Origin of the sequence: Merdimmobilis hominis, from assembly GCF_900104615.1 — a bacterium.
GTDB classification, from domain to species: domain Bacteria; phylum Bacillota; class Clostridia; order Oscillospirales; family Ruminococcaceae; genus Merdimmobilis; species Merdimmobilis hominis.
Genome location: NZ_LT629939.1, coordinates 1,377,208 through 1,391,914, shown reverse-complemented (window position 1 = coordinate 1,391,914; position 14,707 = coordinate 1,377,208). Strand labels below are relative to the sequence as shown.

13 protein-coding genes and 1 tRNA gene are annotated in these 14,707 nt (G+C 52.8%); 1 reads left to right on the top strand and 13 read right to left on the bottom strand.

Translation table 11 applies throughout. From position 1 onward, the window contains the following. Positions 1–84: 84 nt before the first annotated feature. From BQ5353_RS06695 to BQ5353_RS06650, 9 genes are all read right to left on the bottom strand, one after another. Positions 85–2,415 carry a hypothetical protein gene (locus BQ5353_RS06695; RefSeq protein WP_054331846.1) on the bottom strand — a complete coding sequence of 777 codons (2,331 nt, stop codon included), beginning with the start codon at positions 2,413–2,415 and terminating at the stop codon, positions 85–87. A 426-nt stretch (positions 2,416–2,841) separates the two neighbouring features. Then, positions 2,842–3,882, bottom strand: coding sequence for a G5 domain-containing protein (locus tag BQ5353_RS06685; protein ID WP_054331848.1), 1,041 nt, complete (start codon positions 3,880–3,882; stop codon positions 2,842–2,844). A gap of 644 nt (positions 3,883–4,526) precedes the next feature. Continuing rightward, positions 4,527–4,925, bottom strand: coding sequence for a 30S ribosomal protein S9 (gene rpsI / locus BQ5353_RS06680; protein ID WP_054331849.1), 399 nt, complete (start codon positions 4,923–4,925; stop codon positions 4,527–4,529). Between the two features lie 20 nt (positions 4,926–4,945). Next, positions 4,946–5,374 carry a 50S ribosomal protein L13 gene (gene rplM, locus BQ5353_RS06675; protein WP_054331850.1) on the bottom strand — a complete coding sequence of 143 codons (429 nt, stop codon included), beginning with the start codon at positions 5,372–5,374 and terminating at the stop codon, positions 4,946–4,948. 403 nt (positions 5,375–5,777) lie between these two features. Continuing rightward, positions 5,778–6,044, bottom strand: coding sequence for an AbrB/MazE/SpoVT family DNA-binding domain-containing protein (locus BQ5353_RS06670; protein WP_054331851.1), 267 nt, complete (start codon positions 6,042–6,044; stop codon positions 5,778–5,780). Positions 6,045–6,146: 102 nt separating this feature from the next. After that, positions 6,147–6,425 (bottom strand): AbrB/MazE/SpoVT family DNA-binding domain-containing protein, encoded by a 279-nt coding sequence (locus BQ5353_RS06665; RefSeq protein WP_054331852.1) that lies wholly within the window; start codon positions 6,423–6,425, stop codon positions 6,147–6,149. A 276-nt stretch (positions 6,426–6,701) separates the two neighbouring features. Continuing rightward, on the bottom strand, positions 6,702–7,166 hold the full coding sequence (locus BQ5353_RS06660; RefSeq protein WP_054331853.1) for a COG2426 family protein: 465 nt from the start codon (positions 7,164–7,166) through the stop codon (positions 6,702–6,704). Between the two features lie 41 nt (positions 7,167–7,207). Then, positions 7,208–8,611, bottom strand: coding sequence for an oligosaccharide flippase family protein (locus BQ5353_RS06655; protein ID WP_054331854.1), 1,404 nt, complete (start codon positions 8,609–8,611; stop codon positions 7,208–7,210). 212 nt (positions 8,612–8,823) lie between these two features. Then, positions 8,824–9,501 carry a helix-turn-helix transcriptional regulator gene (locus BQ5353_RS06650; RefSeq protein WP_054331855.1) on the bottom strand — a complete coding sequence of 226 codons (678 nt, stop codon included), beginning with the start codon at positions 9,499–9,501 and terminating at the stop codon, positions 8,824–8,826. 679 nt (positions 9,502–10,180) lie between these two features. On the opposite strand from BQ5353_RS06650, the gene BQ5353_RS06645 reads away from it, so the two are divergent. Further along, positions 10,181–10,561 carry a RidA family protein gene (locus BQ5353_RS06645; protein WP_054331856.1) on the top strand — a complete coding sequence of 127 codons (381 nt, stop codon included), beginning with the start codon at positions 10,181–10,183 and terminating at the stop codon, positions 10,559–10,561. Positions 10,562–10,958: 397 nt separating this feature from the next. Here BQ5353_RS06645 and BQ5353_RS06640 read toward each other — a convergent pair whose 3' ends face one another. The 4 genes from BQ5353_RS06640 to BQ5353_RS06625 form a co-directional block, all read right to left on the bottom strand. Beyond that, on the bottom strand, positions 10,959–11,819 hold the full coding sequence (locus tag BQ5353_RS06640) for a YitT family protein (RefSeq protein ID WP_054331857.1): 861 nt from the start codon (positions 11,817–11,819) through the stop codon (positions 10,959–10,961). A 430-nt stretch (positions 11,820–12,249) separates the two neighbouring features. Continuing rightward, positions 12,250–13,638 (bottom strand): MATE family efflux transporter, encoded by a 1,389-nt coding sequence (locus tag BQ5353_RS06635; protein WP_054331858.1) that lies wholly within the window; start codon positions 13,636–13,638, stop codon positions 12,250–12,252. Between the two features lie 73 nt (positions 13,639–13,711). Next, positions 13,712–14,170 carry a MarR family winged helix-turn-helix transcriptional regulator gene (locus BQ5353_RS06630; protein ID WP_054331859.1) on the bottom strand — a complete coding sequence of 153 codons (459 nt, stop codon included), beginning with the start codon at positions 14,168–14,170 and terminating at the stop codon, positions 13,712–13,714. A 370-nt stretch (positions 14,171–14,540) separates the two neighbouring features. Beyond that, positions 14,541–14,628: transfer RNA gene (locus BQ5353_RS06625), tRNA-Leu, on the bottom strand. Positions 14,629–14,707: the final 79 nt, after the last annotated feature.

The following is a 14,707-nucleotide window of genomic DNA, read 5'->3' as shown; positions in this document are numbered from 1 at the left end:
ACTTATGGGATAACAAACCACCCCGGAGGCATGCCTCCGGGGTGGTTTGCGATTCATCCTATATTCAACCGGTTCACCCATAGGCTATTCTTCACTGGAAGAAGAACCCTGCGAAGAAGGAACCTCTTCCGGGGAAGTTGAGCTGGCAGTATCCACCACCCACTCTGCCGGCAAGGTATACCAGGGAGAATTGTGGGATCCGGCTGCATCGGTCAATGTCAGCCGCCATGTTTTGCCGCCCAAATCCAGGGCGGTATTGTCCCATTTGAGCTCTACAAAACTTTCACTTAAAGAATTAAACGTATAAAGGCCAGGGGCATCCGCCTTATCTTCGGTGACTGTCAATTGGGCAGGGGTATTCATCCCACTCCAAACAGCTTTAATACACTTAGCAACAGAATCATACCCAAATTTCAGCCGTAAATCCCATGTTTGGGTGGAAATTGGGTCGCTGTCCAGGTTCAGGTTTCCATCGCCTCTGGAGAGCACCGAAATACTAAAGGTATCCACCCCATTCAGCACAGACAGTGGAATATTGCAGGTCGTACTGCCGGCTGCGATGGTATACGTTGGGCTCAAGGGCGAGCCACCGCTTACAACAGTCACCTGATAGCTGGCAATCCCTGTAATATCACTGGGCGGGGTAATGGTCAACTGGGCATCTTTCTTAGTGTCAATATTCCCATCGGCATCCAAGGGAATGGCTGATAGCTTGACATCAATGGGGGCGCTAACCTTAGCGGGCTGCGGCACCTTCCAATCGGGGAGGATATAGCGTGGCGATTGATGGCTTCCATACACCAGCTGCACATAGGCGCTGGGGGTAAGGGGCTTGGCAACACCATCGCTGCTGGCAACCACCGCGGAACCATCCTCTAAAACAGCCAGCTCATAGCTTGTTTTTGAGCCGTCGCTGCGGTGCTGGTTCACCGTCAACGTCCCGCTGCCAGCCAGCTGGCCTTTGTGGGCGGTGATCTTTTGGGTACCGCCGTCATAAGACAGCCGCAAAGTCACCTGATAGGTGGCGCTTGTGCCCGGTGCAGAGTCGGTGCGGTTCTGAGCGCTGTCGCCTTTGGCCACCACCTGGTAGGCAATGGTATTTTGTGGATTGATTTCGCTGGAGGTAAACACCGCGCTCCGATCCCCGACGCCAAGTGTTTTTGCCTTATCGGTCAGCAGGGCGCCATCCACAATGGGAGTAACCACATAACCGGTCACTCCCGTTGTATTGGACATGGAGAAAGAAAAGGTCCAGCTTTCTGCCTCCGCGCTGTTGTCGTTCTTCAATTTTGCCTCCGGCACACTGGCAGAAGGCATCGCCACCGGTGTCTTCACCGGTGTGGGGGTGCTGCTGGAGCTGGAGGAACTGGAACTGCTGGGCTTATGGCTTCCGCCGCCTCCCCCTTCATCGGGTTCTGGTGTGCCGATGGGATAGCCTCCCAGTTTGGGTTCTTCATAGTCCCCTTTTACCTGGATTTTCTTGGGTTTCACCGAGTAGGAAACCCGGTCCGCCTTCACCTGCAAAGTGCCGATCTGGCCTTTGCCGGTAAAGTGGACATTGGCCGCCGCCACAACCGTCCCCACCTTGGTGTTGCTGGACAGGTTGATGTTGGCGGGACTATAAACTGCAATCTCGGTCAGCACGGCATTTTTGATGGAGACTTCGTACCAAATCTGGGTGGACTCCATCAAAGTCACCCGCATAAAGCCCTCCGCGTCATCCGCCAACCTTTTTTCTTCCAGGGTGGCATGGGCTTTGAGGACTGTATTGTTGATTTTGGTATTGCCTGTCGCCGTGATGTGGAACCCATCGGAACTGCGCTGCACCGTCATATTGGGGGCGACCACATCTTTCAGTTCGATCTCCCCGCCGCCGTAGACATAGAGTTTCCCTTCTACGATCACATTTTCCAGCTTGACGGTCCCGCTTTTGCCCACTCCGCTTTGGATGGTCAAATCCCCTTTGACCGTCTTGTTTTTGACGGTGACGCCGCTGGCGCCGATGGAGAGGGATTTGCAGATCTGAGAATCGTCATAGGTGCCCTTGGAGTTGTAGGTCAGCTTGTTCTGCACCGTCTGTGCTGGGGCTTGGCTGGAACTGCTGGGGGCGGAGGATGGGGGCGTGGGATAAGTGGGCCGGCTCACCGGCGTGGTGCTCCCTCCGCTCACCGGCCGGGAGGAACTGACGGTAGAGGACGAGGAGGATTCTTCCTCTTCCTCCGGGTCGCTTTCCTCCGGTTCACTGGAGGAACTCTCCTCCTGGCTGCTGGTCGGCAGGTTCCCCGACACTGGCTGGTCGCCATTGTTCCGGGCAAACATCATGCCGATCACCGCCACCAACAAGATGATGGTGATAACCAGCAAGGTGATAATCACCATGAGCAAACTGTTTTTGTTTTTATCCATCTCACTCATATTGTTCCCTCCTTCACAGGGATTCTGAGGTTCCCCGTCCCTCCCACGGAACCGGTTTCCCCCCATTGTTGCGTGCGGTGTGCCGCATCCAGGCCGCGATTCCCTGGACCGGGGCCGACGCCCTCATAGCGGGGGCCGCATGGCGGGCAAAGAAAATTCCCGCCATGACGGCAACACCTCTGCCTGTCAAGATGATCTCTCTGAAATCATTGTAACATAAACCCAGGATAGTTTCCAATTTTGGGGCGCTGTTACCCCTCGATTTGGAAGCTCTGTCATAGATTAAGTGTTGCTCCTGGCAAAGTTTACTGCATTGCGGGATTGTTTCCTCCATCTCCAAATTCTCCCAGAAATCCGCCTCTAACTGCAAACAAAAACAGGATGGAGAAGCTGCTCCATCCTGTTCCTTTTCTCAGGGATTTCCCCTTAATCCAAAATATAAATATTGACGATGCGGTGGCTGCTCAGGCAGCTCTCGGTATAGGTGTCATAGAACAAGTCCACATCGATGACGTCCTGCATAAGGCCGGTTCCTGTGTCCGCCGCAATGGCATACCCATAGACAAAGCTGCCGTCTGGGCTGGCGATGTACATTTTGGTGCCATAGGGAATCTCATTGGGGTTGGTGGCCACATATCCAGGGGAAAGCCGCATGCCGCTGGCCCCCCAGGCACCCCGCTTGGCACTGTAGCCGGTGGCCCGCTGGCCGGTGAGAACCGTGCGGTAATTGGTGGGCACGCCGTTTGCCCCCACGGTGCCAAACTGCAAGGGAGATATTGGGGAATTGTCCCCCACTAGGATCTCTTCGGTGACTGGGCGCTTGGTGATATTCTCCCCCACAAGCTCCCGCTCTTGAGGCACCCCATCGATGGACATATCAATATAGGTGGTGACCTTATGGCCGTTCTCCCCCCGGGTCAGCACCCGGGTGCGCCCGTTGGGGATCAGGCTGGTGCTTTTGGTGATGGTTTCATAGGGGATGTCGCTCTCCTCGGTGACAGTGGTGTATTCTACCCGCTGGATGACGATCCGGTCCCCTTCCTCCACCGGTTTGCCCGGCCGGTAGTTGATGAGGTCATCCGAATCGATGGAAAGACCCACCTGATCCATGGCATCGCCCACTGTGCCACCGGTGACCATCACCGTTTGGGTGGAACCGTCCGCGGTGATCTCCACTGGGAAAGCTCGGGTGATGCTGATTTCCCCTACCCGGCCGTGGAACCCGTCAAAGTCGACAATATCACAGGCCATGGTGGCGATGCCGTTCTCTTCAAGGATATCATCGGCGTCCTGGCGGATGGTAAATTTCAAAATGGTTTCCTCTCCATCGCGGATATACACTGCGCGGGTGAGGACGGTGAGCTGAATCACGGTCAGCGCCAGCGATAGGGTCAGAAGAACTGCTGCAAAAGTTCTGCTTTTCAGCTTGCGCAGCAGCACGATCACCCAATTGGCAACCTTATCCATACACTTCTCCTTCATGGTAAATCAAATTCTTGCAAGGCTTGGGACAAGCCCGCCAGTCTTATTTTTACCAGATTAGTTGCCATTATATGCAGTGGTCTATCCGCTGTCAAGTTTTTAGGTCGACGAAAAGAGGCTTTCTCATGCCCTTTTTTCGGGTTTTTCCGGGTGAATTTCCACCACCTGACAAATTATCGCCGGAAAAATCCGTTGTCTTTCTGTGGAAAATGAACAAAATTTTAAGAAGTTTCTGTATCTGTTTATTTTAAACAGTTTTACTATTTAATATCCTTTCTGTTTTATTGTAAATACATAAATAGTTTGTGAAATTTTCCATGCATTTCCTTTGCAGCAAAAATTCATTTTCACCAGTTCCATGAATTGTCGTTCCCCTTATGTCCTCCACTTTTTGAGTAAACAGCGTCCGTTTTCGGCATATCCGTGGGAAAAAACAACACCTTTCCCTCTTTTTGGCCCCACTTTTCCACCTTCCGCATTTGGAAGCCTCCCATTGTGCCGCCCGCCGGGAGATGCCTTTTTGTTGTGAAAATACCCAAAAGACCCTTTTTCCCCACAGGGGGGACAGGGGATATATGCAAAAAGTCCGCCCCATTGCTGGAGCGGACTGATTGGCAGGAAGGATAAAACTATCTCTTGGAGAACTGAGGAGCGCGACGTGCGGCTTTGAGGCCGTACTTCTTTCTCTCCTTCATTCTGGGGTCACGGGTCAGGAAGCCGGCTTTTTTCAGGATGGGGCGGTTGTTCTCATCCTGCTGCAGCAGAGCTCTGGCAAGACCGTGACGGATGGCACCAGCCTGGCCGGTAACGCCGCCGCCTGCAACGGTGCAGATGACATCAAAGCGGCCAGTGGCTTCAATCAGCTCCAGGGGCTGGCGGACGATGAGCTTCAAAGTCTCCAGGCCAAAGTAATTGTCAATATCGCGGCCATTGATGGTGATCGCGCCGGTGCCGGGGTAAACACGGACACGGGCAACGGAATTCTTTCTTCTACCAGTTCCGTAGAAATAAGGTTTGGAATCGTACATCAAATTTGTCCTCCTTCCGGTTACAGGGTCCAGGCCTCAGGTTTCTGAGCCTGCTGGTTGTGGGTGGCGTCTCTGTAGATTTTGCATCTGGTCAGAGCTTTGCGGCCGATGGTGGTGTCAGGCAGCATGCCTTTGACAGCCAGCATCATGGCTTTTTCGGGGTTCTCAGCCATCAGTTTGGAGTATTTGACCTCCTTCAGGCCGCCAACCCAACCGGAATGATGACGGTACACCTTCTGCTCCAGTTTTTTACCGGTCAGAACCGCTTTGCTGGCGTTGAGGATGATCACATGGTCACCGCAGTCAACGTGAGGGGCAAAGGTGGTTTTGTGTTTGCCGCGCAGGATCATGGCAGCAGTCGCTGCGGTGTGGCCAAGCGGCTTATCAGCTGCGTCGAGAATATACCATTTACGGCTAATCTCTTGTGCCTTAGGCATAAAAGTGGACATAGTCTTACCTCCTAATTCTTTTGATCACATATCGAAACCATGCCCTTGCGGCATCCTAAGCCGCAGGGCCAGGAAGGCATGGGATGGATGCTCCACACTTGCTTTTGTCAGGGAAATTCCCGCAAAAAAGCGCAGCATGGCTTAGATCAGCAAGACTTATTATAGTAAACGGGACGGGTTCTGTCAATAGGTTTTTCCCAATTTTTTAATTTAATGCCGCCGATCTTCCAATTTCTCTTGATTTTGGCCCCAATCTCTTTAGTTCTCCTGCGTCATTTCACTTTTTTGCCGCCTGCCGCCGGAGAATTCTTTCTCGATTTGGCTATTCTGTCTAATAAGAGCAGACGGCAAAAAGCCCCGGTCCCATGGGACCGGGGCTTTTTCGCTTTCCCTTGGCGATGGGTTAGAAATCCATACCAGTGGTCATGAGACGGCCGTCTTTGATCTTGGCCATGCACTTGTCACAGACACAGTACAGCGGGGGCACCAAGTTTTCGGTGGAGCCGCACAGCACGCAGTGGTCGATGTGCTTCTCAATGACAATGTGGCCAGACCGCTCGACGACGCTCACGTTGTCGCCGGCTTTCAAGCCCAATTTGTCCATAACCTCTTTTGGCACTTCCAAAACGCCGTTTTCGTTGACCTTTGCCATCCTGCTCAATTCGCTCATGACAGTTCCTCCATTCAGCTGCCTGTGGGAACCATGTGCCTAAGCCTTTTGTCCTGCTGCGGTTCCCTGTACTCGATGGGTTTTTCCCTTACAGTCCAGTTGCTAAAAGATATCAATCCGGTTGGCACCGCTGGTCAGCGCACTGCCGCTCTTAATCTTGGCAGCACATTCCTCGCAGACGCAGTACAGCGGCGGCAACAGGTTTTCGGTGGAACCACACAAAATGCAGTGGTCGATGTGTTTTTCAATGACGATGTGGCCAGACCGCTCGACAATGCTCACCTTGTCGCCGACTTTCAAGCCCAATTTATCCATGGCTTCTTTGGGAACCTCTAAAATGCCGTTTTCATTGACTTTAGCCATCATGTTCAATTCGCTCATTACAGTTCCTCCATTCAGTTGCCAGTAGAGCCTCCACAAAATCGGATCTATGCCGCAGAACCCACTCCATGGCGGCCCGTTCATTCCATACGCCTACTATCCCTTTGGGGATAGCCCAAGCGGAAACCCCTTTAGGAGGCGGCCCTCCCTTGGATTACCCTTTTAGTATACCTTGGTAAACTTATGGCCGCAAGTAGTTTTTTCCACAAACTTTTGGCTATTTCAAGCCGTTTTTTAGAATTTCGCACTTTGTGTGAATGGAGTGTCACAAATCGGTTAACCCCCGATTCCCAAAAGGCCTAGAATCCCCCAGGAGCCGATGCCCATGAGGATGCCGCTGGTCATCACTCCAAGGGCGATGACCAAAAACGCCTTCCACAGCCGCATCTGGAGCAGGGTGGCGATGAGGGAACCGGTCCAGGCGCCAGTGCCCGGCATGGGAACGGCCACAAATAAGTAGAGGCCCAGGTATTCATAGTTGCCCAGTTTATCAATCTTACTCTGGCCGATGTCAATAATCTTTTGGAAGTACTTGCCGATCTTTGGCTGTTTGGCCAGGAAGAACAGCACCCGCCGGGCAAAGAGGATCAGCACCGGCACCGGCAGGATGTTGCCCAGCACACAAACCAGGTAGTTGAGCCAAAAGGGTATGCCCCAGGCGGCGCCCAGGGGGATGGCCCCCCGCAGTTCTACCACCGGGACCATGGAGAGGACAAACAGGAAGAGGAGATGCTTCAGCATACAGGTGCTCCTTATAAACAGAATTGGTTTTGCATCGTTTTCTACAGGCGGATTCCCACCATCCGCAGGGCTTGGAAGAGAAGGCGGCCGATGGATTTTAAGTTGACCAGGCAGAGCAGCAGCACAATGCCAATCTGGATCGGGTAGAGGAACTTGACCTCATAGAGGAGGCAGAGGGCCTGTGCGGCCACCCCCAGGGTGTTGAGGGCCATGCGGCCCAGCCCCAGGTCCAGCCGGACGATCCTCCGGGTGTCCACCGCACGCAGCACAAACACAGTGAAGTAGCAGGCAAAGGTGGCGAAGGCCGCCCCATTGACCCCATATTTAGGGATCAAAAAGTAGTTGAGCACCAGGTTGAGCCCAGCGCCCACGCAGGTGGTGACCAGGGCCATGGCGTTCTTTTTGGCGACCATGTAAAAAGTGCCCAAAAAGGTGACAAAGCAGGAGAAGATGACCGACAGCACCAAAAAGGGGACATACTTCCAGGAGGGGTAAAACGCCTCCGACACCAGGATGGCGGTGATGGGCTTGATGAGCAGCAAAACCCCCGAAGCACACATGAAAACCACCGTCTGATAGCTGGAAAAGATGTCGGAGTAAAACCGGGACTGACCCGGGTCATCTGCCTCGGTGACGGCGGAGATCTGCCACGCCTGGGAGAAGATGCCCGAGATCATGGTGATCACCGTGGGGATTTTGTAAGCCACCGAGAAAAGGCCGTTGGCGCTCTCCCCTAAGAAGTAGGTGACCATGTACCGGCCGGAGACGTTGGTGATCCACCAAAAGATGGTGGTGGGGATCAAGGGCAGGGAGTAGACCAGCATCGCCTTGGCAATGGCGGGGGAGACCTGCCGGGGCTTGACGAACTTTTTCAGATTGGCAATCCAGAAGAGGAACAGCACCGACAGCACATTGGAGAGGACGGTGGACAGCACATAGCCGTTGATTCCCCATTTAAAGACCACCAGAAGCAGGATGTTGAACACCACGGTGGTGAAGGTGGAGAGGATGCCGTCGAAGGCGTAGAGCTTCACATAGCCGATGGCCCGCACAAACTGGGACACCACCGATTTGAGGCAGCCCGCCAGCACATAGGCATAGATCAGCATGGTATAGCTGGAGATGAACTCCACCCACTTCATCAAAGGGATAAACAGGCCAAAGACAAGAAACCCCGCCAGGCACACCCCCAGCCCGGTGGAGAGGACGTCGCTCTTGCGGACCGACCGGTCCAAGCCGAAGCGGATGATCCCCTCGTTGATGCTGACCATCACAATGGGGATCAGCAGGTTGGAGGTGTTGACAATAATGTCCATCACCCCATAGTCCGAGGTGGTCAGCACCCGGGTGTACAACGGCATCAGCAAAAACACCAGCAGCTTGGAACTGAAGCTGCCGATGGCAAAAATGACGGTATTCCCTATCAGCTTTTTGTATTTGTTCATCGGTTCACCTTTCCGCTCCCATCGAAAAGGGAGGGATGCCGCCCTCCCCCAAGATGTCTTTGCCAGCCTGTCCCCAGGCTATGGGAACATTATAGCCCAATTCCCATGGCGTGTAAATTCAGTATGGGAAAAAAAGGGGAAAATATCCCTTTTTGTCACCCAATCCGCACATTAGACAACAAAAAGGAGAGGGCAGAGCCCTCTCCCTCCAATCAGTTCCCTGATTCGTTCTGCTTGTTGATCTTGCCCAGATACCGGTAGATGCTGGCCGCAGAACAGTGGAGCCGGGTGGCCACCTCGTTGACCGCACCTTTTAATAAGAAGATGCCCCGCTCCTCCAGCTGCTTGACGATGGCCATCTTCTCCTCCTGGGTCAACCGTTCGGGCGGGATGCCATCCTTCAAATACCGTTTGAGGACAGTGTCGGTGACCTCGGAAATGGAATCGGAGAAATTCTCCACCTCGCCCGCCGGGTGGAGGTGGTTGTCCTCCAGGAAGATCTCCCCATCCAGGCCGCAGAGCTTCAGGATGTCTTGGGAGGCTTTTTGATAGCGGCTGGGGTCAAAGTTGATACACAGCATGCCGATGAGCCTTCCCCCATCGTCTTTGATAAACATGGTGGAGGCCCGCAACGTCCGCTCGTCCTTAGAGCGGCCGGTGTAGTTGCACAGGAAGTCCTGGTCCTGGTAGGTTTTGTCGGCGATAAACCGAAGGGCTTTGTCTGTTAGGGGCGCGCCCACATTCCGCCCGCTGATTCGGCCATTGGCGATAGCTGCCACCGACTGGTCCTTTCCGTTGATGTCATGCAGGACAATTTCATAGTCTGGGCCCAGCGCCGCGCCTAGGAACTTGACCAGCGCGGTGTATTGGGCAAGCTTGACTTTATTCATCTTCAAAACCTCCCCTAGGTGTTTTCATTTTGCTGGGAGAATACTGGTGTTCTCACACACACAAGGATTCCCCGGAGCCACACGGGCAAGGTGGAATGGCAGGAGCCTCTCTCCCTTGAGCATGGCACAGACAGCCCTCCTGTGTAGGCAGGGCTTGCAGGCAGACCAAATGGCGACAAAACTATTTCCCCGGACTACAAATGGCCCGCGATTCCAACAGAATTTGCTATCCAATTGCACAAGTTTTGACCGTAAGGCGATAAAAATTATCCTTGGGGGAGATACCTCCCTAGAACTGCGGGTACGCCTTTCCATAAAAGGGGCAAATGCGCAGGAAACCGGGCGTTCCTGCACTTTGTAAAGCGATGGCCCATTTTGTGACTATTTTTTATTATGTTCCTAGTATTTTTACATCATTATACTATCTTTTCCCCCATACTGTAAAGCTCCATCCGCATTTTTCACCACATGATATACAATAATTTTTTATTATTTTGCCCCTGATTTGTTACATTATTTTCCAATTAGTGGCTTTTTCTATTGACAGCCTGTACCAAATTTGGTACTCTTGAATTAACGGAAATGTTTTCCGTCCATAGACAAGCAACCGACCGGCCTTTGGGCAGGCCGGTGGTTTTAGTACGGCCAAATGGCTAATTTAAGAAAAGGAAGATGCATCATGAAAAAAGTAGTTTCTACCCCCAACGCACCCGCTGCAGTTGGCGCCTATTCCCAGGCAATCCGCGTAGGCGGCCTGCTGTTCATCTCCGGCCAGATCCCCCTGGTTCCTTCCACCGGCGCCATTGTGGAAGGTGACGTTTGCGCCCAGGCCAGACAGTCCTTGGAGAACCTGAAAGCCATCCTGGCTTCTGAGGGCTACACCATGGACGATGCGGTTAAAACCACCGTCCTGCTGGAAGACATCAACGACTTTGCCGCTGTCAATGACGTCTATGCCGAGTACTTTGTGAAGGACTGCCCTGCCAGAGCTTGCTTTGCTGTCGACAAACTGCCCAAAGGCGCCAAGGTTGAAATTGAGCTGATTGCCTACAAAGACTAATTATTGCCATAATTATAAAACCGGCGGGGAACCCTTCCCGCCGGTTTTTTCTTTTTCAAAGTGACTTTATCGGGAAACCCGATTTTCCCGCTCCATCCAATTGAAAAAAACAATTGGATTTTCCCCTCGACGTTTGGTATCGTAAGGGAAGTGCAGGGGGAGTCCCCCAGCACTTCCCGTTGTAAGACAGAGTTTACTCGTTCCATACCAGCAAAAGAGACGCCTGCAGGCGTCTCTTTTGCTATTTTCTGGCATTTCCTTCTTGCTTGAGCTGTCTTTACACTGGCCTTCCTGGGAATGGCGGCGCCTTACAAAAAGGGGGCCTTGCCGGGGCAACGCCAATGAAAAACGGCGCGGCTTCGACCGCGCCGTCCTAGATCGGAAGATTGTTTCGCCCTTAGATGCTGCCGCGGAACCCTTTGCCCACGATCTCGCTGCTGTTGGTGATGAGGATAAACGCCTTGGGGTCCACTTCCCGGGCATATTTTTGCAGCTGGGATGCCTGGCGGCGGTACAGGGCGGTGAGGACGATGGTCCGGTCCTCATGGGTGTAGTAACCCTCGCCTTTATAGATGGTGGCACCCCGGTGCAGCTCCCCGACGATGTAGTCGCAGATAGCTTGGGGCTCGGTGGTGATGATGGTAAAGTATTTGTTGCGGTTCATATTCTCCATAATGGCATCCACTGCAATGGACTTGGCGGATAGGCCGAGGATGGAGAGGAGCCCTGTCTTGGGCCCAAATACAAAAAAGGCGGCCAAGGTGATGAGGATATCGCTGGCCAGCAGGCACTGGCCAATGTCCATGTGGGTGTATTTGCGGACGATCATCGCCACAATGTCGGTGCCGCCGGTAGAAGCGTCGATGCGGAACAGGATCGCCGAACCGATGGCGGGCAGCATCACCGCGAAGATCAATTCCAAAAGGGGTTCATCGGTCATGGGGCCGTCCATGGGGAATATGCGCTCCAACACCCACACCCCGGCGGAAAGGACGGTACTGGTGTAGGCAGTTTTAATGCCGAAGCCCTTTCCCAGCATCAGGTAGCCCACCACCAAGAGGGCCATGTTGATGCCGAACACCAGGGATCCAGGGGAAATCCCTGGAAGGAAAGGGGCGACCACCACCGACAGGCCGCTGACGCCGCCGATGGAAAAGTTATTGGGAAATTTGAAGAAATACACACCGATGATGACGGGGAGAATCCCAAGATTCAAAAGCAGGAATTCCCGAAACTTGGAGCTGTTTTGCTGGCTCATACAATCCCTCTTTATAAACTATTTTAAAATACCCTTGGATGGCCCATCTAAAATAGCACAGCCCCTCGGGGATTGCAACAGGGATTGCAACAAAAATTTTCAGAATCAGGCTTTTGTTCAACATTCGTAAAATTTCAATTATCAATTTAGATATTCTGCTGTTTATTCTGCTAAAACATGAATTTCTTTCTTCATTTTAGAGGAAAATCCCACCTTGTTTCGCCAATCTTTTTCAAGGGAGGCAATTCTGCATTCCTTGGGTACCCAAGCTGCAAAAAGTGGGTAGAGCTGCCTTGAAGTGGAAGCCTCCCTTTGCCTTTCAATAGCAAGAGAAAACCCCCAGCCAGGCTCCATCGCCTGGCTGGGGGCTTTCTCTTATTCTTATTTTTCTGGGATTACCCTTTCCCTCTAGGGAACAATGGTCCTTCTCTTAAATCTGTTCAGGCTGAGATTTTTTGCCTGACTCCAGTTCACGCATCGCTTTGCCAAACTGACGGGAGAAGAGCACAAGGGTAAATGCGACCGCAAGCACATCTGCAACTGGCTCTGCCAGGTAGACGCCCATGGTGGGGTTAGACACCAAGTGTGGCAGAATGTAGATAAGCGGCACAAGCAGGATGAACTTCCGCATAACAGCCACCATAATCGATGCCTTGGCGTTGCCAATGGAAGTAAAGGTCATCTGGCAGGCAACCTGCGCACCAAAGATACCCATACCAGCACAGTAGATCCGTAGCGCCCAGCTTGTAAAGTCAATGAGCTCAGGTTGTGGCACAAAAATCTTGGCAAACATCTGTGGGAAGGCCATAACCAGCGTCCAGACAACCATGGTATAACCCAGCGTACAGCAAAGCAGAATTTTAAAGGTCTTGCGCACACGGTCCGCGTTGCCCGCTCCGTAGTTGTAGCTGGTGATGGGCTGTGCACCCTGGGCCAACCCCTGTGCGGGCAGGTTGGAGAACTGCATGATGCTCGAGAGAATGGTCATGGCGCCCACCGCCACATCGCCGCCGTACTTGAGCAGCGAGGAGTTGAAGCAGACTAGAATGATGCTCTCACTTGCCTGCATGATAAAGGCCGAAAGGCCCAGTGTGAAGATGGGCTTGAGGATGCGTCCCTCCAGCCGCATATTTTTGCGTCGGATGCGCAAGGTGGTCTTTTTCCCAGTCAAAAAACGCAGTACCCAGAGGGTTGACATCGCCTGGGAGAGGATCGTCGCCAGCGCTGCACCCTTGACACCCATATCCATTCCGTAGATGAAGATGGGGTCGAGGATGATGTTGCATACGGCGCCGATCAGCACACTCAGCATACCGGTGGTGGCAAAGCCCTGTGCGGTGATGAACATATTCATGCCCAGGGTGAGCTGTACAAAAACCGTGCCGATTGCATAGATATTCATATAGTCGGTCGCATAGCCGATGGTGTTTTCACTGGCGCCAAACGCCAGCAGAAGGGGGCGGTTAAACAGCAACAGGGCTATGGTGAGTGCCGCCGAAATCAGCAGCTGTACACAGAAGCTGTTGCCCAGAATTTTCTCTGCCTCCTCATGGTCCCCGCGTCCCATTGCCATCGAAGCACGTGGGGCAGCGCCGCTTCCCACAAATGCGGCAAAGGCCGATACAATCATAATGACCGACATGCATACGCCCACGCCCGTGAGCGCCAGGTCACCGACCTCGGGCATATGACCGATATAGATGCGGTCGACCATGTTGTACAGCAGGTTGACAATCTGTGCCGCAATCGCGGGCAGCGACAGCCTTAACAACAGCTTGCCAACGGGTTCTTTCCCTAAAAAATCATTTTTCTGTTCCATTTTTACAAATCCACCTACCTAACAGAATAACTGCGATGCTTGTAGCTTTTGCATCTATAAAGTTCTGCGCACCCTATTCGCCCGTAGGGTTGGCCGCGTCAATCTCCGCACGAAAGTTCTGAATATACTTCTCCAGCAGAGAAAGCACCATTTGCAGCTCCTCGGGGGTGGCAGCCTCTCGCACCCTATGCTCCGCCTGGAAAATCCAGGCAACCTTCTGCTGTCCAAAGGCGCGTCCACTTTCGGTTAGGCAGATGAGCTTTCGGTTGCGGCTGTTTGGGGCGGGCTTTAGGCAGACATACCCCTTCTTCCTGAGATTGGCGATCAGCGAATTGACCGTCTGGCGCGGCAGGGAGAAAAAGTCGCAGATATCCTGCTGGGAGCATTCCTTTTCTAGGTGGAGTAACACTAACCAAATGGCGAGCTCCCCCTCCGGAATATTTGCCCTGGCAGCCGCCCCGCGGTAGATGGCGTCAATCTCCCGCATTTTGCGCATAATCAGCCCAAATTTCCACGGGTGTACCTCCTGCATCTTCCCTACCTCCTGCTGTTTTGGCGATAGTAGGAATTATAGTCCGAGTTCGGATATTTGTCAATGTCTTCCTACTCCTTCTCCCCAATATTTACAGGGCGTTCATATTGTTCACAAAGGGTTGCGAGTTTGCTGCAAGCCTCGCCCATTTTCCCATCCGTTGCATTTCCCACAGTTTCATTGTCCAAACGCCCCTCCTTCTTAGAAGAGCTGGGGGGGCTTTTTATTCCAGGGTGATGCGATAGACCAGGAGGTATCTGATGTTACAGGCGGGGGGAATCAAATAGATGATCGCTGAAAAACCGCATTGTGACGCGATTTTTGAGCAATTACAAAAGAAAAAACCAGCCATTTCTGACTGGTTTTTTCTTGGTGCGGATAAGAGGACTTGAACCTCCACCGAGTTGACCCCGACTAGAACCTGAATCTAGCGCGTCTGCCGATTCCGCCATATCCGCATATTCCATTTGCTTTCTACCGGAGAAAGCTTTTTTATTATACCAAGGCGTTGTTTGTTTGTCAAGAGAAAAAACGGGG

Bases quoted from the DNA above. Each gene is read 5' to 3' on its own strand.
- BQ5353_RS06630 (WP_054331859.1), bottom strand. From the start codon at position 14,170: ATGCAGGAGGTACACCCGTGGAAATTTGGGCTGATTATGCGCAAAATG.
- BQ5353_RS06655 (WP_054331854.1), bottom strand. From the start codon at position 8,611: ATGAACAAATACAAAAAGCTGATAGGGAATACCGTCATTTTTGCCATC.
- BQ5353_RS06665 (WP_054331852.1), bottom strand. From the start codon at position 6,425: ATGAGCGAATTGAACATGATGGCTAAAGTCAATGAAAACGGCATTTTA.
- BQ5353_RS06670 (WP_054331851.1), bottom strand. From the start codon at position 6,044: ATGAGCGAATTGAGCAGGATGGCAAAGGTCAACGAAAACGGCGTTTTG.
- BQ5353_RS06635 (WP_054331858.1), bottom strand. From the start codon at position 13,638: ATGGAACAGAAAAATGATTTTTTAGGGAAAGAACCCGTTGGCAAGCTG.
- rpsI (WP_054331849.1), bottom strand. From the start codon at position 4,925: ATGTACGATTCCAAACCTTATTTCTACGGAACTGGTAGAAGAAAGAAT.
- BQ5353_RS06645 (WP_054331856.1), top strand. From the start codon at position 10,181: ATGAAAAAAGTAGTTTCTACCCCCAACGCACCCGCTGCAGTTGGCGCC.
- BQ5353_RS06695 (WP_054331846.1), bottom strand. From the start codon at position 2,415: ATGAGTGAGATGGATAAAAACAAAAACAGTTTGCTCATGGTGATTATC.
- BQ5353_RS06640 (WP_054331857.1), bottom strand. From the start codon at position 11,819: ATGAGCCAGCAAAACAGCTCCAAGTTTCGGGAATTCCTGCTTTTGAAT.
- BQ5353_RS06650 (WP_054331855.1), bottom strand. From the start codon at position 9,501: ATGAATAAAGTCAAGCTTGCCCAATACACCGCGCTGGTCAAGTTCCTA.
- rplM (WP_054331850.1), bottom strand. From the start codon at position 5,374: ATGTCCACTTTTATGCCTAAGGCACAAGAGATTAGCCGTAAATGGTAT.
- BQ5353_RS06685 (WP_054331848.1), bottom strand. From the start codon at position 3,882: ATGGATAAGGTTGCCAATTGGGTGATCGTGCTGCTGCGCAAGCTGAAA.
- BQ5353_RS06660 (WP_054331853.1), bottom strand. From the start codon at position 7,166: ATGCTGAAGCATCTCCTCTTCCTGTTTGTCCTCTCCATGGTCCCGGTG.